Below are 20202 nucleotides of genomic sequence, written 5' to 3'. Positions count from 1 at the left end.
TATAAGCACAGTTAATGACTTAATGAAAGTGAAGCTCAACTTAATATTCTAAAAACCTTAAAGCATCTTAATGGTTAAGCTATTCACAAAAATATATTTAATCCTTAGTTTTAAAGGTTCTCAACAGAAAACATTTATAAATAAAAAAGCGAGGAAATATCCTCGCTTTTCGTTTATTTTTTACCCGTTAACCATTGGGTTTGAAGTTTTTGTTCTTCTGCGGTCGGATTGGCTTTGAATTGTAGACTTTCCATTGTCATTTTATCAAGAATTGCTTTTCCTTTCAGCTCCATTTTGTTATTGTTTCTTAAAATGGTAACCGTAACGTCTTGGCCTTCTTTAATCGTTTTAGAATAATCTATAAATGCCTGTACATTCTGGATGTTGATCGTTTTGCCATCTAATGCAACAATTTCATCCGTAGCTTTGAAACCAATGCTTTTTGAAAATGGTGACAATGCCGAGCTTTCATCAAATACAAAAGTATTGTTTTTATCATTATACCCCGTTTGGTTAGGATCTTTGATGAACCAGAAAATAGGTGGTGTTTCTTTTTTTCTGATTTCTACACCGACCATTTTCAGATATTGTTCATACGGAGTAGGTTCGCTTCCTGCAATATATTTATTATAGAAATCTTTTACCTGAGGATAACCAGTAACGGTTACCAATTCGTCAATAAGCTGATCATCTTTAAATGGTTTGTTTTCTCCGAATCTTTGAGAAAGTTTTCTGATCATATCACGGTAACCCATTTCGCCGTTAGATAATTTTCTCAGCTCAATATCAAGACACATGGCAAGGAGAGCTCCTTTTTCATATACATTTCTGTATTGGTCTTTATATTCATCCAGAAGAACATTTTTACTCATTACCGTAAAAGGCATAGTATCATTATAGTTCTTAGAATTGGTAATTTTTTCATTCATTCTTTGAAGGAATTCATCTTTGGTGATCAATCCTTCCTGAATCTGAAATAAGTTGGCAAAATACTCCGTTCCTCCTTCATACATCCATAAATGCTGAGACATTTTCGGATCTGCATAATCAAAGTAATGAATTTCTTCAGAATGTGTTTTTAACGGGTTTACCGTATGGAAAAACTCGTGAGAAACCACATCAGTAATCGTTTTGTCGATCGCTTCTTTAGGCATCATTTCAGGTAACACAACGCTGGTTGACTCATGATGCTCCAATGCTCCGAAACCTTTAATTTGCGGCCCGTCTCCACCAGAAAGGTAAAGCATAATCGCATATTTTTTATTGGTATTCATATCACCCAAAAATTTCTTCTGAGCAACAACCATCTTTTCTAAATTATCTTTAAAATCTGCCGCTTTGTATTTTCCTGTTGGGGAATACACTCCTAATACAAGATCCATTCCTCCTGCATTGAAAGTTACATAATCCGGTTTTGTGTACATTAATGGTGAATCAGTTACTTTAGCATAATTTGCCAATGTAAAGGTATCTGTAGATTCAGAATTATCCTGATCTACCAAAGCAGTGGTTCCGTAAAAATCTGTAGGCTTCTGAATGATCAGCTGATAAGGCACATCCTGCATATTATCGATATATCCGACAAAACCGTGCGTATTGATCAGATATACTTTTCCTGCTTCAATATCAGTTCCTGAAGGAGAAAATACGGCTTTATGCTTTGCTGTATTCATTTCGTCATCAAAACTATCATTCACCAGATAAGTGATTTTACTTAGATTCTGAGCATTTTTAAGAGAGTAGGTATTATCATTAACTTTCGTAAAAGCTATTTCTTTTCCTTTATTATCAAAAAACTTGATGCCCTCTACAAATCTTCCGTAATCATCTAAAGAATACGTTCCGGGAACCGTTTTCGGAAAATGGAATTTCACATCTCCCGATTTCATTTTCGGGAACTCCATGGTTACGGCAACCTTATCATTTTTTACATTGACGAGATCAATGGTCGTCTTAATAGATTGAGCGTTAACCCAAAAAGTAGCTAAAATCCCTAAACTAAGTGCGATTTTTTTCATTGAGTTTAAATTATAGTTAAATAGTTGTTTTTTTAATGAATTTGTTACGGATCTGTGTATTAAAGTTTTCTTAAAACTAAAAATGTGGTCTAAACGATAAAAAAGAAGAGCAAATGTTCAGTTTTGCTCTCTTTTATTCCATTATTAATTAAGATTTTACATAATTAATGTAATAAGCGTTATTGAACTCCACAGGAGTTTCTTTTTTCAGTTTTACAGTCTGCCATTCTTCTGTCGGATTAATCACTTGCTCCCCGTCAATTTTTACAGGAAGTTTGAAGTTTTTAACAACATTCGTATAACGGAATTTCAAAACATTTCCGGTTTGGGAATATTCCAGTGTTGGGATTTTTGTTGTTCTTAAATACTGGTTAAACACACTTGAAAAGTCGATTCCGGCTTTTTTTGAAATGTAATTTTCAATTTCTTCAGTCGTAACTGTTTTATGGTAAAAGTCTTTATTTAAGCCTCTTAAGATCTGTCTGAATTTGTCATCATTATCAATCACCTGGCGAATGGTATGGATCATACTCGCTCCCTTATAATACATATCTCCGCTTCCTTCATTTCTTACCCCGTATTTCCCGATGATCGGAATATCATTTTCTATGCTGCTTCTGATTCCTACAGCATACAGGTCGGCCGACTTCTTATCCATGTATTTTTCGGTAAAAAGAACTTCGGAATACATCGTGAAACCTTCATGAACCCACATGTCTGCTTGATCTTTTGCAGTAATATTATTGGCAAACCATTCGTGACCGCTTTCATGAATAATGATATAATCCCAGTTTAGTCCGACTCCCGTTCCCGAAAGATCATTTCCTAAATATCCGTTCAGATATTGATTTCCATAGGCGACGCTGCTTTGATGCTCCATTCCCAGATAAGGAGAATCTACCAGCTTATAAGAATCCTCATAAAAAGGATACGCTCCAAACCAATATTCAAAGGCAGAAAGCATCGGTTTTACCTGTTGAAACTGTTTTTTTGCTTTCTCTAAATTGTAATCCAAAACCCAGTAATCAAGATCAAGCTTCCCTTTCTCTCCGTTGAAAGTATCTTTAAAATTCACATACTTTCCAATATTCGGAATAATAGAGTAGGCATTGATCGGATTTTTTACTTCCCAGGTGTAAGTGGTTTTATCTCCGGTCGTTTTTGTATTGATTAATCTTCCGTTTCCGACACCCACTAAATCTTTCGGAGTGATAATTTTCATCACAACTCCATTATCAGGTTCATCGCTCCAGATATCTTTTGTAGGTAGCCAGATTGAAGCTCCGATTCCTTCATCGGCCACGCTCATCCATGGGTTTCCGTTCTGGTCATTTGTGAAAACCCATCCTCCGTCCCAAGGAGCATGTTTGGCAATCGTGGGATTTCCTGAATAGGCTACATCAATCGTATATTTTTCTCCCTTTTTGAAGCTTTTTTTTGCTTTGACCCAGATGAAATCACCATCCTGCTTGTTTTCTGAGATCGGAAAACTTGCGGTTATTTTATCAGCTTTCATCGGTTGTTGTAAATCAATCTGAAAGGTAGGGTTGGTGACATCTTTAATAATTTCAAAACTGATGGTATTGTTTCCCTTAATGCTTTTTTGCACAAAATCAGGCTCTACAGACAGGTCATATTTCTTTACATCCCAAAAGTTTCGGAATATCGTATTTGAACCTTTTAAAGTATCCTGCTTCGTGAAAGTTTTATCTTTCTCAAAAAATTGTCCAAAAGCAAGTCCTGAAGCAAATAAAAGGGTGTATGTCAGTTTTTTCATTTGAAATTAAATTAATCGGTCAAAAATAAATAATTAATTGTTTCTAAATTCAGAAAGTATGAATTATTACATTGTTTTGATTAGACGTTAGAAATAAAATTTTGTTACTTCTTAATTATTAATACTGATAATAAACCTGTTTCAACTTTTTATTTAACCACAAAAGCCACAAAAGATTTATATACTATATTAAAGTTTATCATTAAAATGAAAACAAGAACGCACAAGTCTTTGAAAATCTTTAATTTTTATTCTTTTGAGTTGCTTTTATTATCTGATAATCGCTTTTGTATCTTTTGTGGTTAATTGTAAGATCAGTTTAAACCGATTTAATCATAAAAAAATCCCGCAGAACAATCTGCGGGAATATATTTTAAATGATGTACCAAACTATTTCTGAACTGCCGGAAGATTTCCTGCACGTTTCTGAGCTTTTTTATAGGTATAAGAACACATGATAATACTAAACTCATATAATAACAACAAAGGTAATGCCGCCATTATCATACTTAAAACATCAGCAGGAGTAATAATTGCCGCTACCACCATAATTAAAACAATGGCATGACGACGATAGGTTTTCATAAACTGAGGAGTTAGAATTCCAATGGATGTAAGGAAATAAATAAGGATTGGAAATAAAAAAATCACTCCCATTCCCAAAACAACCTGTAAGAATAAGGTAGTATAATCACTCAGGTCATACAAAGGAACAATAATATCTGAAATCTTGAAAATAACTCCAAAATTGACAGCAAAAGGAAGGATTAAAAAATATCCGCATAAAACCCCTGTCATAAACAGAATCCAGACAGAATTGATGATGAGAATAGAGTTTTTTCTTTCTTTAGGATGTAAAGCAGGACCAATGAATCTCCAAAGTTCCCAAACAATATAAGGAAATGCCGCAACCATCCCTCCAAAAATAGAAACCGCCATCATCACATTAAACTGCTGATAAAGTTTACTGGCACGAACAGGAAAATCCTTTGGAAGATGAATACTGTTTTCACCTAAAATCATTTGAGAAAAATGATTAACAACTTTAAACGTCAGAAAATCATTTCTGGTAGGACCAAAAAAAATATGATCCATAATCCAGTTGATGTTAAAGCCGACAGCAAAAGCTGCGATGATAATAGCAATAATCGAGCGGATAAGATGACCTCTTAATTCTCCAATATGCCCAAGGAAGGACATGTCTTTAGCATCACTCACAGAATATTATTTTTTTAAGGCTTCAAATTTATGAAATATTTAAAGAAGTTTGGGGTAGAAATCAGAAGTAGATTGCCGACTTCTAATTTATCCCTTCATCCAGCAATTTATGCAGATCAATAATTCCGAAATACTTTCCATTTTCTGTTACTATAAGCTGCCCAATATTATTTTCTTTTAAAATTTTCATGGCATCTTTTGCCAGAGCATTTTTCTCGATCGTTTTGGGATGAGCAGACATAATATCTTTTGCCAGGACTTTAGAAATATCATCCCCTTTCATGAGCATTCTTCTTAAATCTCCGTCGGTAATTACTCCAATAATTTCATCTTCTTTAGTGACAACGGTGATTCCGTGTCTTGAGCTGCTGATTGAAATAATTACATCTTTCACTGTGTCATTTTCCGTAACCTGTGGTTTTTGCGATGAAAGAAAATCATTCACCTTTGAAATCAGGTTTTTACCTAAACTTCCTCCCGGATGGAATTTTGCAAAATCATTCGCTTTGAAATCATTCATTTCCATTAAAGAAACAGCAAGAGCATCTCCAAGGGCCATTTGTAAAGTAGTAGAACTTGTAGGAGCCAGTTTATTCGGGCAAGCTTCTAAATCAACATGAGTATTTAAAATAATATTGGAAAATTCTGCCAGTTTACTGTTTTTATTGCCTGTCATTCCTATTAATGAAGAAGAATAATCTTTTAAATAAGGAACAAGATTTACAATTTCCGGAGAGTTTCCGGATTGCGAAATACATAAAACAACATCCTGTTTCTGAATAACCCCTAAATCTCCGTGAATAGCTTCCGAAGCATGAAGAAACTGAGAAGGAGTTCCTGTTGAATTTAATGTTGCAACGATCTTATTTCCAACGTGTGCAGATTTTCCGATTCCTACAACAATGAGTTTCCCCTGTGCAGAATGTATAGTTTCGACAGCTTGTACAAAATCTTCGTCAAGTCTGTTTTTTAGTTTTTCAAGCTCTGAAATTTCTATTTCTAAAGTACTTTTTGCTATCGAAATGATATTGGCTTTTTCCATTTTACTTTTATAAGGTCTACAAAAAATCTCTTAAAAAATAATATATTTTAAAAAGGATATTTAATATAAATTTTATTTTTAATAAATTCGTTCACTTTTATTTTAAGCGAAAAATTCATAACTTTGGGTTAGATGCAAATTTAGCAATAGAAAATTAGATGAGCGCAAAAAAAGCCAATTTATCAGGCGAATTGAAAAAATATTTCGGGTTTTCTACTTTCAAAGGGCAGCAAGAGCAAATCATAGAAAACCTGTTGAACGGGAAGGATATATTTGTTTTGATGCCTACAGGAGGAGGGAAATCCTTATGTTATCAGCTTCCGGCACTTATTTCGGAAGGCACGGCAATAGTAGTTTCGCCGTTAATAGCGTTAATGAAAAACCAGGTAGATGCAGTAAACGGACTGTCATCTGACGATGGAGTTGCACATGTTTTAAATTCATCTTTAAATAAAACACAGACCAAACAGGTCTTTGATGATATTAAAAGTGGTAAGACCAAACTTCTTTATGTAGCTCCGGAATCTTTAATTAAAGATGATTATTTAGACTTTTTGAAAGAAGTGAAAATTTCTTTCTTTGCTATTGACGAAGCGCACTGTATCTCAGAATGGGGGCATGATTTCAGGCCGGAATACAGAAATCTGAAATCAATTATCGATAAAATTGCAGATGTTCCTGTAATTGCGTTAACTGCGACGGCGACCCCTAAAGTTCAGGATGATATTCAGAAAACTTTGGGTATGAGCAATGCTTTGGTCTTTAAGGAAAGCTTCAACAGACCGAATCTTTATTATGAAGTACAACCAAAGGTAAATGTAGATAAAGAAATCGTTAAATTTATTAATCTGCATAAAGGGAAATCCGGGATTGTATACTGTTTAAGCCGAAGAAAAGTTGAAGAATTTGCTCAGCTTTTACAAGTAAACGGAATCAATGCTTTGCCTTACCATGCAGGTCTTGATCAGAAAATAAGAGTGGCGAATCAGGATAAATTCCTGATGGAAGATGTAGATGTGATTGTTGCTACAATCGCTTTCGGAATGGGGATTGACAAACCAGACGTTCGTTTTGTAATTCATTATGATTTCCCAAAATCTCTGGAAAGTTATTACCAGGAAACCGGACGTGCAGGAAGAGATGGTGGAGAAGGGCATTGTCTGGCATTCTATGATCCGAAAGACATTGAGAAACTGGAAAAATTCTTAGCTCAAAAACCTGTTTCTGAAAGAGAAATTGGGTTGCAGTTATTGAATGAGGTGGTTGGTTACGCCGAAACTTCAATGAGCAGAAGACAATATATCCTATATTATTTTGGCGAAAACTTCGATCCGATTAATGGCGATGGAGCAAAAATGTGTGATAATTCATCAAATCCGCCAAAAATGAAGGATGCAACAGATGATTTGAAGAAAGTATTGGAGCTTATCAAAGAGACCGGAGAAAAATTCAAAGCTAAAGATCTGATTTCGGTGATTGCAGGTAAAGAAAATGCAGTAACAAAATCGTATAAATTAGAGCAAACTTCTTATTTCGGTTTTGGAACAGACGAAAAAGATAATCACTGGAAGACCATTTTAAGACAGGCGACAGTTCAAAACTTCTTACAAAAAGATATTGAAACTTATGGTGTTTTAAAAATTACTGAAAAAGGGAAATTGGTTTTGGAAGGCAAGTTGGAACATTCATTCCTGATTGCAGAAGACAGAGAGTTTGATTTGTCTCAAACAAAAGCAGAAAGTGACCAGATTCAACAACAATCTGCTGGAGGACTAGACCAGAATCTATTTACTTTATTAAAAGATTTAAGAAAGAAAGTTGCCAAAAAGCATGGAATTCCTCCCTACACGGTATTTATGGATCCGAGTTTGGAAGATATGACTGTTCAGTATCCTATTACTGTAGATGAGATTACGAAAATTTATGGAGTAGGGGAAGGAAAGGCCAAAAAATACGGCAAAGAATTTGCTGATTTTATTAATAAATACGTAGAAGATAATAATATTGAGCGTACTCAGGATATGGTATTGAAACAGGTGGCTAACAAATCCAGCCACAAGGTTTTCATTATTCAGAGTACCGATAAAAAAATTGATCTTGAAGATATAGCAAGAGCCAAAAATCTTTCGATGGATGAATTGTTGAAAGAAATGGAACGTATTGTTTATCAGGGTACTAAATTGAATATCGATTATTATATTGAAGACAATTTTGACGAAGATATCGTAGATGGCTTCATGGAATTCATGAACGAATCTGAAAGCGATAGTATGAAGGTTTTATTAGATGAATTTGGAGATGAACTTTCTGATGAAGAAGTTAGAATGCTCAGAATAAAATTCATTAGCGACGTTGCTAACTAAAAATATAAACCTTACCTGATTGATAGGTAAGGTTTTTTGATATAATGAAAAAGATTTCTGTCATATTTATTCTGCCGGATCTGGAAACCGGAGGCGCAGAAAGAATCATTACCACCATTGCAAATCATCTTTCCAGAGATCGTTTTGAACCTAAAATATTGCTTTTACGTAAACAAGGTGGTTATCTTAATTTTCTTAAGAATGATGTTGAGATCATTGATGTAGATACAGAACGAATCCGACATTCATTAAAGCCTATTTTAAGAGAAATTTACCGAAGAAAACCCGATATTGTATTTTCAGGTTTTGGTGAAGTAAATGCCTATTTATCATTATTTGTTAAACTTTTCCCGAGAACAAAATTCATTGCAAGAGAAACGAATGTAGTTTCCCACCACGTTACCAGAAAAGAAATAAAATTTTTCTATAGCTTTTACAATAACTATCAGCAAATCATTGCACAAAGTGATGATATGAAGAAAGATCTGATCGATAATTTCAACGTAAAAGAAAAGAAAATCATTAAAATAAATAATCCTGTCGATTTTGATTTTATTGAAGAAAAATTGACACTTTCAAATAAGCCGGAATGTTTTAAATACAATTATAAAAACGTTGTGGCCATCGGAAATTTATCTGAAAGAAAAGGTTTTGATAATTTATTAAAAGTATTTTCCAGACTTAAAAACGAAAATATTCTGCTGCATATTTTGGGAGACGGTAAAGATCGGGAAATACTCCATCAGATGAAAGAATTTTTAGACTTAAAAAAAGTTATTTTTCATGGAAGACAGGAGAATCCCTATCAGTTTCTGAAATATGCTGATCTGTTTATTCTCTCTTCAAGATATGAAGGTTTTCCGAATGTTTTATTAGAAGCCGGAGCTTGTGGAACGTATTCTTTGGTTAATAATTGTCCGGGAGGAATCAATGAGATTATTCAGAACCGTATCAATGGAGAAATTTCAGATATTGAAAACTATGATGATTTTTCGCAAAAAATTATTAAAATTTTACATGAAAGTTATGACAGTGGTTCTATTAAAGACTCTATAAAATCAAGATTTTCTAAAGAAATTATTTTGGATAAATACGAAAAGGTTTTGTTGGATCTGATGAAATAGGAATCGTCATATTTGCCTTGATGGAGCTTATTTTCTTACATTTGACCTCTTTAATTTTATCTAAATCAATATTTCCCAATGAATACAATTCAGAAACTAGGATGCGCTTGTGAAAAACCTACATCAGATTATACAGAATACAGAAGTTCTGAATTAGGGATAGATCATACGAACGGAAGATATGGAGAAGTAAGTATTCAGCAGTGTAAACTTTGTCAAAGAATATGGATTCATTATTTCGTGGAATATGAGAGTTTTTCCAAATCCGGAAGATGGTACAAAGGAATTGTCTCGAAAAAAGACCGTCCAAACATAACTCCTGAAAATGCTGTAGAATTCCTTGAAAGCCTTGAATGGTATGTGTATGGAGGTTCTTATTTTGATAGTAGAGGAGAATTTGGTCAAGGGAAATTGCGCGTAGATCTGTAATTTCTATATTCAAAATTTCTATCCAAAAATTGACAAATCTCACTTTCTCACGTGGTAATTAATCGTTAAATTTGTAAGAATTAAGAAAGTTAATAATAAACAAATTCATAAAATAACATGAGTCAATTCGATGTTACCGTAATCGGTTCTGGTCCTGGTGGTTATGTTGCTGCAATCCGTGCTGCACAATTAGGTTTCACAACAGCAATTATTGAAAAATATCCTACTTTAGGAGGAACTTGCCTTAATGTTGGGTGTATTCCTTCAAAAGCACTTTTGGACAGCTCTGAGCATTTTGAAAATGCAAAGCACAATTTCGCGGGTCACGGAATCATTATCAATGAGCCTCAAGCTGATATCGCAAGAATGATTGAGCGTAAAAATGAGGTGATCAAGCAAAATACAGACGGAATCAGCTATCTGATGAACAAAAACAAAATCACTGTTTTTGAAGGAGTGGGAAGCTTCGAATCTGCTACTCAGATCAAAGTAACGAAAAACGACGGTTCTACTGAAACGATCGAATCTAAATATACAATCATCGCAACAGGTTCTAAACCATCTTCTTTACCTTTTATTTCAATTGATAAAAAAAGAGTAATTACTTCTACAGAAGCTTTAAATCTTAAGGAAATTCCTAAGCATTTGGTAGTTATCGGTGGCGGAGTTATTGGTCTTGAACTTGGTTCGGTTTATTTGAGATTAGGAGCTCAAGTAACTGTTGTTGAATTTATGGATAAAATCATCCCTGGAATGGATGGAGCTTTAAGCAAGGAATTAACTAAAGTTCTTAAAAAGCAAGGAATGAAATTTATGCTTTCTACAGCGGTTTCTGCAGTTGAAAGAAACGGAGATACAGTAAAAATCACTGCTAAAGATAAAAAAGGAGAAGAGGTAGTTGTAGAAGGAGATTACTGTTTAGTTTCTGTAGGCAGAAAACCTTATACAGAAGGTCTTGGATTGGAGAAAGCGGGTGTTGAACTTGACGAAAGAGGAAGAGTGAAAACAAACGACCACTTACAGACAAATGTTGCTAATATCTATGCAATAGGGGATGTTATTAAAGGAGCAATGTTGGCTCACAAAGCTGAAGAGGAAGGAGTTTTCGTTGCGGAGACTTTAGCTGTACAAAAACCTCACGTTAATTATAACTTGATTCCGGGAGTTGTTTACACTTGGCCTGAAGTTGCAGGAGTTGGTAAAACTGAAGAGCAATTGAAAGAAGAAGGGGTAGCTTACAAAGTTGGATCTTTCCCAATGAGAGCGTTAGGAAGAAGCCGTGCAAGTGGTGATGTTGATGGATTAGTTAAAATTATTGCTGACGAAAAAACTGACGAAGTTTTAGGAATGCACATCGTAGGAGCAAGAGCTGCTGACCTTATCGCTGAAGGAGTAATTGCTATGGAATTCCGAGCAAGTGCTGAAGATATCGCAAGAAGTTCTCACGCTCACCCAACTTATGCAGAAGCTATTAAAGAGGCTGCACTGGATGCTACGGCGAAGAGACCGATTCATATGTAATTGAAAAATAATTATATATACAAAAAGAGAAACCATATTTATGGTTTCTCTTTTTTTGGCATAAAAATGGAGATTGTAAATTAAAAAATTACTTATGAAGAATATTTTTATCGGTTTGATGTTTCTTACAGGAATTCATTCATTCGCACAGGAAGCAGGAAAAGTAGGAGAACTTTTAAAAAATGAAGCCTCAAAAACAGAGATAGAATCTCCAAATACTAAAAGAACTGAGGCTATAATTAACAATAATTCAGGTTTTAGAAATCAAAGTCAAAATAATGGATCGGGTTTTAAAAACTCAAAATATCAATGGAATACAGATTATGGCTATTCTGAAGTTTTTCTCAGAATTCCGGAGCAGGGAATATTTAGTGTAGAGTTAGGAGATCAGTTTATAGCTAATAATTCCGGAAAATTTAGATTTTTTGATTTGCCATCCGGAAGAATTCCAATCTCTATTTATGAAAATGGGTATTTATTATACAGAACAACTTTAAATGTCCGTAATAACAGCAGACTGGTTTTGGATTTTTTCACCAATAAAGGGTTGTATCTATTAGATTCTTATCCTGTTCAAAACCAATCTTATGGTTTTAATAACTGGAATGATATCTGGAATACTCCTTATGGAAATCAAGGAAATAATTGGAATAGCGGAGGAAATTATGCTAATGTTATGGATCATAAATCTTTCGGTGAATTTCTTTCTATGCTTCAGAAAAATGCAAGATTTGATGACAGCAGACTCTCAATGATAAGACAGCTGATGCGTACAACGATGTTCTCTTCTCAGCAGATTCAGGCTTTGGTAAAGGAAATGAGTTTTGATAAAAATAAATTGTCTTTGGCAAAATCCATATTTAATAATTGCGTCGATAAGCATAAATATTTTATCGTTTGTGATGCGTTTGATTTTGAAAGCAGCAAACGAGAGTTGATGGATTTTGTTTCAAATTCTTAAAAATAAAAATAGAGAAGAGAGGTTGCAATACCTCTCTTTTTTATGACATAATTTTCAGTTTTGCAATTTCCCTTTATATTTCCGTACCTTTGTCAGCTAATTTTACATTAATGCAACCCGGAAAAACTCAGACTTTAAAAATTTCAGATAAAAACAATTCAGGATGGATCTTAACTGATGATACTGAAAAGGCTTTTTTACCTAAAATCTTCACACAGGATGAAAAAGAAATTGGTGATGAAATAGAAGTTTTCGTATATCAGGATGATCATAAACTGAAAGCAACTACAGAAATTCCTTTAGCAGAAGTAGGAGAGTTTGCGGTAATGAGCTGTGTTCAGAGTCTTCCAAGTGGTGCTTTTATGGATTGGGGCATTATTAAAGACTTATTCATTCCTTATAAACAGCAGAAATCTAAAATCATAGAAGGAAAAAGGTATTTGGTATACATCTATGTAGATGAAGATTTAGACTTGATCACAGGAACTACCAAATTCAAAAGAAATCCGCAATATCAGGATTTACCTTTTCAAAAAGGAGATAAAGTGGATCTGATCATGATGAATGAAAGCGAATTGGGCTGGAATGTTGTGATTAATAAAAAATATATCGGATTAATTTATAATTCAGATGTTTTCAAAAAATTATATCCTCTGTCAGAAGAATCAGGATATATCAAAGAAATCAGAGAAGATGGAAAAATAGACGTTTCTTTACAGCCTCAAGGTTTTGAGAATATTGATGAGTTTAAAAAGAAGATCCTGGATAAATTAGAAGAAAACTACGGTTTGCTTTATCTTTCGGATAAGTCTACTCCTGAAGAGATTAAAGATGAGATTCAGATGAGTAAAAAGAACTTCAAAAAAGCAATCGGAGGATTGTATAAAGATAAGATTATCGATATCGAGGAGGATAAAATTAAACTCCTTTAATGAATATAACAATAAAAAAAGCGAGCAGAAATTTCTGCTCGCTTTTTTTGTTTCTATAGCTTTCTTGGAAAAAAATATGATGCAAGTCATACAATTTTGTTTAATTTTTTTGTTTAACAATTTTGTCAAAAATGATTTTTGAATTAAATTTGCACAAAATTGTTTAACAATAATGTCAAATCAAGCCAAAAAAGACCAAACGCAAGAATTGATCAAAGAGACAACGAAGAATTTATTCTTTGTGAAGGGGAAGTTTGATGCCACTACTCAGGAAATTGCTGATGCAGCAGGTGTTAACAGAACGCTTATTAATTATTATTTCCGTTCCAGAGATAATCTGATTCAGATCATTTTTGATGAAGCGCAAAAAGTAGAGAAGGAAAAATCTGAAATAATAATGAATTCTGATCTGCCTTTTAAAGAAAAGATAGCTCAGTTTATCGAAGGAAGCTTGTCTACAAGTCTTCAGTATCCGTATTTGGAAACTTATATTGTATCACAGATCAATAAAGGAAACTGTCATAAAAGAGATATTGAAGAAGATGAGCTGAAAAAATTATATAACGATATTGAACAGGAAATGGAAAGGGGAGCTATTGAGAAAATGGAGCCCATTCAGTTTGTTCTGAATATGATTTCGTTATTGGTTTTTCCCAGTGCAATAAGACCCTTACTAATGGAAAATCTCATCATCAGTGATGAGGAATTTGATAAGATCATTTCTGAGAGAAAAGGAATTATTTTGAATATGTTATTTAAAAAATAAAAAAATGTTAAAGTATTTTAAGAAATGATTCGTCCTTTAGAAATAAAAACATTTAAAATAATACAACTACATTAAAAAAATAAACGAGTATAAAATTATGAAAAGAAAGTGTATAACTGCAAATAAGCTAAAAATTGGGATAGCGGCTGCATGTATGATTTTCGGTTTTTCATCGGTATCTGCGCAGCAGCAGATTTCTTTGCAAGAGGCCATAAAACAGGCACTTCAGAACAAAGCGGAGGCAAAAAAAGCTGCTTTACAGATCAAAAAAGCCGAATATAAGATTGATGAAGCCAAAGCAGGTGCTTTACCACAGGTAACAGCAAACGCAGGTTTAACTTATAATCCTCTTATTCAAGAGTCTTTGCTTGAATTTGGAGGGCAGAGAATCACGGCTCAGTTAGGGCAGCCTTGGAGCTCAACGGCTTCTGTACAGCTTCAACAGGCAATTTTTGACCAAAGAGTATTCACAGGACTTAAAGCAGCAAAAACAACCAGAGAATTCTATATTCTGAATGCGCAGTTGACCAATGAACAATTGATTGAAAATGTAGCAACGGCTTATTATCAGGTATTTGTACAGGAAGAAAATTTGAAAACGGTAGAAGCAAGCTATGCCAATACAGAAAGAACGAGAAATGTAATTAAAAGTCTTGTAGATAATGGGTTGGCTAAAGCAATTGATCTGGACAGAACCAATGTTCAGTTAACGAATATAGGTTCGAACAAGCAGACGTTGATCAATTCTGTTGAGCTTTCAAAAAATGCGTTGAAGTTTTATATGGGAATTCCAATCAGTACAGATATTGAACTGGAAGAGAAAACAATCGAACCAAAACCGGAATTGCTTGCAAGTATAGTAAATCTTGATGACCGTACAGACTTAAAAGTTTTGAATAAAAACAGAGAATTGCTGGTTTTCAACAAAAAAGCAACTGAGGCTTACCTTTATCCTACAGTGAGTTTGACAGCAAACTACGGATGGGGAGCAAACGGATCAAAATTTCCTTTGACAAACGGTCTTAAAAATGGAGTACTTTGGAGTGATTATTCTGCGATTGGTTTAAATGTAAGCATTCCAATCTTTACAGGAGGAGCTACAAAAGCGAAGATCAACCAGGCAGAAATCGATATTCAGGATCTGGATCAGGATATTCAGAATACTCAGCTAAACTTAAGTTTAGATTATAAAAATGCCATTACCAATATGGAAAATGCATTGATAAATATCGACAGTATGAAAGATAATGTAGGATTGGCAGAAAGAGTTCAGAAAAATACTCAGTCTAACTATCAAAACGGTTTAGCAACACTTACAGATTTACTTGATGCTGAAAATGCACTGACTCAGGCTAAACAAAACTATGCAAACGCTTTATTAGACTATAAGCAGGCTGAAATTAAGCTTATTAAAGCAAAAGGAGAATTGAACACACTACAAAACTTATAATAAACGAAAATGAAAAAAACTTTAATATATATTATCGTCGCGGCGGTATTGGTAGGTTTGGCAGCGTATAAAATTGCTGGCAATAAGGAAAAACAGACACAGGAAGTAAAAGAAGTTGCTAAGCAGGTTGATAAGATCAACGTTAACGTAATAACGGCAGCTAGAGAAAATATTGATACAGATTATTCTGCTAACGGAACTTTCATTCCTAAACAGGAAATGAACCAGTCTTCTGAAATTTCAGGACGTATTGTAAGTGTTTTGGTGAAGGAAGGATCAAGAGTTTCAGCAGGGCAGACATTGGCAACAATTAAAAGAGATGCTATTGAAGTAGATGTTACTCAGGCTCAAAATAATTTACAAAATGCGATCATTGATAATCAGCGTTACGAAAACGCATATAAAACAGGTGGTGTTACAAAACAACAGCTTGATAACTCAAGGCTACAGTTGAAAAATGCTCAGGCAGCAGTAAAAGCTCAGAGTGTTAAAGTAAACGATACCAATGTAAGAGCAGGAATCAGCGGTACTATCAATAAAAAAATGGTAGAGCCGGGAACTGTTGTATCTCCGGGAACTTCCCTGTTTGAAATTGTAAATATCAATTCCCTTAAATTATCTGTATTAGTAGACGAAAGTCAGGTTGGGAAAATTGCATTAGGTCAGGAAGTGGCCATTAATGTAAATGTTCTTCCTGGAGAATCTTTCAGCGGAAGAATTACTTTCATTGCTCCTAAAAGTGATGCTTCTTTAAATTTCCCTGTTGAAATTGAAGTTCAGAACAGAGGAAATCTTAAAGCAGGGATGTATGCAACTGCTATATTTAAAACAAATCACGGTGCAGAAACGCAGAATATGTTGACAGTTCCTGCAGAAGCCTTCGTAAATGGGGTAAGTTCAGGACAGTTATTTGTTGTAAGCAATGGTACTGCTAAGCTAATTAAAGTTCAAACCGGAAAAGTATATGGAGATAAAGTTCAGATCCTAAGTGGATTGAATGGTGGTGAACAGGTAATTACCAGTGGACAGATCAACCTTGACAACGGTTCAAAAATCAATATCGTAAAGTAAGCAGAAGATGAAGTTAGCAGAAATATCCATTAAAAGGCCATCGCTGGTTATCGTATTATTTACGATACTTACGCTGGGTGGTTTACTAAGTTATTCCATGATGGGGTACGAGTTGATTCCGAAGTTTGAAACCAATATGGTAACCATTTCTACGGTATATCCGGGAGCTTCCCCAAGTGAGGTGGAAACATCGGTGACCAGAAAAATTGAAGATGCTGTTGGCTCTTTGGAGAACGTGAAAAAGGTAGAATCTTCATCTTACGAAAGTTTATCGGTAATCATGGTTCAGCTGAATACAGGTGCCGATGTAAACTATGCGTTGAACGACGCACAGAGAAAGGTAAATGCTATTTTAGCTGACCTTCCGGATGATGCAGATCCGCCATCGTTACAGAAATTCTCATTGGATGATTTGCCGATCATGACATTGAGTATTTCCAGTAACAAACTTAATAACAAGGATCTTTATGATCTTTTAGATAAAAAAATAGAGCCCGTATTTTCCCGTGTAAACGGAGTTGCTCAGGTTACTCTTGTAGGAGGACAAGAAAGAGAAATTCAGGTGAATCTGGATGAAAAGAAAATGCAGGGATATGGTGTTGCCGTTGCAGACGTACAGCAGGCGATTCTTTCTTCAAACTTAGATTTCCCGACAGGTGCTTTGAAAACCAGAACTTCAAGATCTACGATCAGACTTTCTGGAAAGTATAAAAATGTTCAGGAAATGAATAATCTTGTAGTTTCCAATAAAAATGGAGCTCAGGTTCGTTTGTCTGATGTTGCAACGGTTTTTGATACGCAGAAAGATGTAGAAAAAGTAGCAAGATACAACCAGAATTCAACGATTTTACTTCAGGTAAAAAAACAATCGGATGCCAATGCGGTGTCGGTTTCAGAGTTAGTTAAGAAAACCATTGCTCAGGTTGAAGGCAATTATAAAACTCAGGCGATCAAAGTAAATATTGTAGATGATACTACAGACTTTACACTTGAAGCTGCCGATCACGTAATCTTTGACTTATTCTTGGCGATTATCTTGGTAGCAGTGGTAATGTTATTATTCCTTCACAATATCAGAAATGCGTTCATTGTAATGGTTTCGATTCCGATGTCATTGATTGCTACAGTAATCGGAATGTATTTGATGGGATATACCTTAAACTTAATGAGTTTACTGGGACTTTCGCTCGTGGTGGGTATTCTTGTGGATGACGCGATTGTGGTATTGGAAAACGTATATCGCCACATGGAGATGGGAAAAAGCAGGATCCGTGCTGCGTATGATGGAGCTTCGGAGATTGGGTTTACCGTAACGGCGATTACTTTGGTAATTGTGGTGGTATTCTTACCGATTGCGATGAGTTCCGGGTTAGTTTCCGATATCTTGGCACAGTTCTGTGTGACCGTGGTTATTGCAACACTGTTGTCCTTATTGGCGTCATTTACAATTATTCCTTGGTTATCATCAAGATATGGTAAGTTGGTACACCTTTCAGGTAAAAACCCTTTTGAGAAATTTATCCTTTGGTTTGAAAAGCAACTGGAAAAATTCACACACTGGATTACCGGGATTTTGGAATGGTGTCTGAAAACAACACTTAGAAGAATAATGACTGTTGTGATCACATTTATTATTTTGATCTCTTCATTCATGTTGGTGGCATTCGGATTTATCGGGGGAGAATTCTTCCCTAAAATGGACAGAGGACAGTTCCTTGTTCAGATGGAATTGCCAAAAGATGCTTCGATAGAGAAAACAAACCAGGTAACCTTGGCTGTTGAGAAATATCTTAGAAATGATAAAGATGTTGTAGATATGATTACAACAGTTGGTCAGCAGTCATCAGGATTTGGTGGAGCACAGGCAACTTTGTATCAGTCAGAAATTCAGGTGATTTTGGTAGATAAATCTGAACGTAATGAAAGCACAGATATCAAATCTGCAAAAATCAAAAGAGCGTTAGAAGAGAAATTTACCGGAGTTGAATTTAAAACAGCACCAATCGGATTAATGGGAGCAGATAATGCACCGATTGAAATGGTGGTAACGGCTCAGGATAACGAAACGGCAAATAAAGAAGCGAACAGAATTCTTGAATTGCTTAAAAAAGTTCCGGGATCAGTAGATGCCGAATTATCAACGGACTCTGGAAATCCGGAAGTTCAGGTAAATATAGACAGAGATAAAATGGCTTCTTTAGGCTTAAATCTTTCAAGCGTAGGACAAACGATGCAGACCGCATTCAGTGGAAATACAGACGGGAAATTCAGAGCTGGAGAATATGAATACGATATTAATATCCGTTTTGGAGACGCCAACAGAAAATCGATTGATGATGTAAGAAATCTGATGTTCACCAACTCTCAGGGAGAGCAGATCAGACTGAGCCAGTTTGCAGATGTGAAAATGGGTTCCGGACCAAGTTTGCTGGAGCGTAGAGATAAAGCACCTTCTGTAAAGGTAAAATCTAAAGTAGTAGGCCGTCCTGTAGGAGATGTTGCCAATGAATGGGCTGCAATGTTCATGGATAATGAAAAAACAAAACCTGCCGGAGTAACGTATATCTGGAGTGGTGATATGGAAAACCAGACCGAAGGTTTCGGTACTTTAGGAATCGCATTGATGGCGGCTATCGTATTAGTATATCTGGTAATGGTTTCATTATATGACTCATTTGTATATCCGTTTGTGGTACTATTCTCAATTCCATTGGCATTGATCGGGGTAATGGTAATTCTTGCCATCACCGGAAACTCATTGAACATCTTTACGATGTTGGGGATGATCATGTTGATTGGTTTGGTGGCGAAGAACGCGATTATGATTGTCGACTTTGCCAATATGAGAAAAGCGGCAGGAGCGAATACGCATGACGCCTTGATTCAAGCCAACCACGCACGTCTTCGTCCAATCCTGATGACTACGATTGCGATGATCTTTGGTATGATCCCGATTGCGATTGCAAAAGGAGCAGGAGCGGAGATGAACAACGGATTAGCTTGGGTAATCATCGGTGGTTTGACCTCATCATTATTCCTTACGTTGATTATTGTACCGGTAGTATATTCATTGTTTGACTCTATCTTAAGAAGAATGGGCAAACACGAAAAAGTAGACTACGAAGCTGAAATGAAAGCTGACTATGTACACAGAGAGCTAAGTGAAGACGGATTTACTTCGAAACACGTAGACTAACTATAACAACCTTTAATTAACTCAAAAACCGTATCAGAAATGATACGGTTTTTTTTGTCAATATAATTTAGTGAATGAGGAGCTGTAAGCTCCTAAGAAATGATTTAATAAATATTATCAATAACCTGTTTAAACTTTTTATTTAGCCTCAAAAGATCTATATAAAATATGGCATCAACATACAGTGTCACACTGATGAAGGAAGAATCTCACTATAGCTTAGATTCTTCATTTCACTGCTTTACATTCAGAATGACAGAGTCATAATAATTAAGACAGCAGGATTAATGTAAACTTCTATAATTATCTTAAAGTTTATCGTTAAACTGAAAAG

Annotated in this window: 14 protein-coding genes; 10 read left to right on the top strand and 4 right to left on the bottom strand. The window is 35.0% G+C overall.

What is annotated here, in order from left to right; genetic code table 11:
- Positions 1 to 173: 173 nt before the first annotated feature.
- The 4 genes from JI747_RS05005 to JI747_RS04990 form a co-directional block, all read right to left on the bottom strand.
- Complete coding sequence (locus JI747_RS05005) at positions 174 to 2018, bottom strand: M61 family metallopeptidase (RefSeq protein WP_225686707.1); 1845 nt, start codon at positions 2016 to 2018, stop codon at positions 174 to 176.
- A gap of 148 nt (positions 2019 to 2166) precedes the next feature.
- Positions 2167 to 3795, bottom strand: a complete 1629-nt coding sequence (locus JI747_RS05000; RefSeq protein ID WP_225686705.1) for a M1 family metallopeptidase — start codon at positions 3793 to 3795, stop codon at positions 2167 to 2169.
- Between the two features lie 390 nt (positions 3796 to 4185).
- A complete protein-coding gene (gene tatC / locus JI747_RS04995; protein WP_225686703.1) occupies positions 4186 to 5013 on the bottom strand; it encodes a twin-arginine translocase subunit TatC in 828 nt (275 codons plus the stop codon).
- Between the two features lie 82 nt (positions 5014 to 5095).
- The gene (locus tag JI747_RS04990) at positions 5096 to 6055 is read right to left on the bottom strand and encodes a KpsF/GutQ family sugar-phosphate isomerase (RefSeq protein ID WP_225686702.1); all 960 of its coding nucleotides are present in this window, start codon (positions 6053 to 6055) and stop codon (positions 5096 to 5098) included.
- A 158-nt stretch (positions 6056 to 6213) separates the two neighbouring features.
- Between JI747_RS04990 and recQ the strand changes: the two genes are divergently transcribed.
- The 10 genes from recQ (at position 6214) to JI747_RS04940 (ending at position 19868) form a co-directional block, all read left to right on the top strand.
- Complete coding sequence (gene recQ, locus JI747_RS04985; protein ID WP_225686701.1) at positions 6214 to 8418, top strand: DNA helicase RecQ; 2205 nt, start codon at positions 6214 to 6216, stop codon at positions 8416 to 8418.
- A gap of 44 nt (positions 8419 to 8462) precedes the next feature.
- Positions 8463 to 9542 carry a glycosyltransferase gene (locus tag JI747_RS04980; RefSeq protein WP_225686700.1) on the top strand — a complete coding sequence of 360 codons (1080 nt, stop codon included), beginning with the start codon at positions 8463 to 8465 and terminating at the stop codon, positions 9540 to 9542.
- 78 nt (positions 9543 to 9620) lie between these two features.
- Positions 9621 to 9971, top strand: a complete 351-nt coding sequence (locus JI747_RS04975; protein ID WP_225686699.1) for a hypothetical protein — start codon at positions 9621 to 9623, stop codon at positions 9969 to 9971.
- A 117-nt stretch (positions 9972 to 10088) separates the two neighbouring features.
- On the top strand, positions 10089 to 11492 hold the full coding sequence (gene lpdA / locus JI747_RS04970; RefSeq protein WP_225686698.1) for a dihydrolipoyl dehydrogenase: 1404 nt from the start codon (positions 10089 to 10091) through the stop codon (positions 11490 to 11492).
- A gap of 94 nt (positions 11493 to 11586) precedes the next feature.
- Positions 11587 to 12453 (top strand): DUF4476 domain-containing protein, encoded by an 867-nt coding sequence (locus JI747_RS04965; RefSeq protein ID WP_225686697.1) that lies wholly within the window; start codon positions 11587 to 11589, stop codon positions 12451 to 12453.
- Positions 12454 to 12563: 110 nt separating this feature from the next.
- On the top strand, positions 12564 to 13385 hold the full coding sequence (locus tag JI747_RS04960; RefSeq protein WP_225686696.1) for a CvfB family protein: 822 nt from the start codon (positions 12564 to 12566) through the stop codon (positions 13383 to 13385).
- A gap of 172 nt (positions 13386 to 13557) precedes the next feature.
- Positions 13558 to 14151 (top strand): TetR/AcrR family transcriptional regulator, encoded by a 594-nt coding sequence (locus JI747_RS04955; RefSeq protein ID WP_225686694.1) that lies wholly within the window; start codon positions 13558 to 13560, stop codon positions 14149 to 14151.
- 97 nt (positions 14152 to 14248) lie between these two features.
- Complete coding sequence (locus JI747_RS04950) at positions 14249 to 15601, top strand: TolC family protein (protein ID WP_225686692.1); 1353 nt, start codon at positions 14249 to 14251, stop codon at positions 15599 to 15601.
- Positions 15602 to 15610: 9 nt separating this feature from the next.
- On the top strand, positions 15611 to 16672 hold the full coding sequence (locus tag JI747_RS04945; RefSeq protein WP_225686691.1) for an efflux RND transporter periplasmic adaptor subunit: 1062 nt from the start codon (positions 15611 to 15613) through the stop codon (positions 16670 to 16672).
- A 7-nt stretch (positions 16673 to 16679) separates the two neighbouring features.
- A complete protein-coding gene (locus JI747_RS04940; protein WP_225686690.1) occupies positions 16680 to 19868 on the top strand; it encodes an efflux RND transporter permease subunit in 3189 nt (1062 codons plus the stop codon).
- Positions 19869 to 20202 lie beyond the last annotated feature (334 nt).

Origin of the sequence: Chryseobacterium tagetis (genome assembly GCF_016735585.2) — a bacterium.
Classification (GTDB): Bacteria; Bacteroidota; Bacteroidia; order Flavobacteriales; family Weeksellaceae; genus Chryseobacterium; species Chryseobacterium tagetis.
Note: the sequence above shows the minus strand (reverse complement) of the source record. Positions and strands in the feature narration are given on the sequence as shown.

Bases quoted from the DNA above. Each gene is read 5' to 3' on its own strand.
- lpdA (WP_225686698.1), top strand. From the start codon at position 10,089: ATGAGTCAATTCGATGTTACCGTAATCGGTTCTGGTCCTGGTGGTTAT.
- JI747_RS04950 (WP_225686692.1), top strand. From the start codon at position 14,249: ATGAAAAGAAAGTGTATAACTGCAAATAAGCTAAAAATTGGGATAGCG.
- JI747_RS04990 (WP_225686702.1), bottom strand. From the start codon at position 6,055: ATGGAAAAAGCCAATATCATTTCGATAGCAAAAAGTACTTTAGAAATA.
- JI747_RS04940 (WP_225686690.1), top strand. From the start codon at position 16,680: ATGAAGTTAGCAGAAATATCCATTAAAAGGCCATCGCTGGTTATCGTA.
- JI747_RS05005 (WP_225686707.1), bottom strand. From the start codon at position 2,018: ATGAAAAAAATCGCACTTAGTTTAGGGATTTTAGCTACTTTTTGGGTT.
- recQ (WP_225686701.1), top strand. From the start codon at position 6,214: ATGAGCGCAAAAAAAGCCAATTTATCAGGCGAATTGAAAAAATATTTC.
- JI747_RS04980 (WP_225686700.1), top strand. From the start codon at position 8,463: ATGAAAAAGATTTCTGTCATATTTATTCTGCCGGATCTGGAAACCGGA.
- JI747_RS04955 (WP_225686694.1), top strand. From the start codon at position 13,558: ATGTCAAATCAAGCCAAAAAAGACCAAACGCAAGAATTGATCAAAGAG.
- JI747_RS05000 (WP_225686705.1), bottom strand. From the start codon at position 3,795: ATGAAAAAACTGACATACACCCTTTTATTTGCTTCAGGACTTGCTTTT.
- JI747_RS04945 (WP_225686691.1), top strand. From the start codon at position 15,611: ATGAAAAAAACTTTAATATATATTATCGTCGCGGCGGTATTGGTAGGT.
- JI747_RS04960 (WP_225686696.1), top strand. From the start codon at position 12,564: ATGCAACCCGGAAAAACTCAGACTTTAAAAATTTCAGATAAAAACAAT.
- JI747_RS04965 (WP_225686697.1), top strand. From the start codon at position 11,587: ATGAAGAATATTTTTATCGGTTTGATGTTTCTTACAGGAATTCATTCA.
- JI747_RS04975 (WP_225686699.1), top strand. From the start codon at position 9,621: ATGAATACAATTCAGAAACTAGGATGCGCTTGTGAAAAACCTACATCA.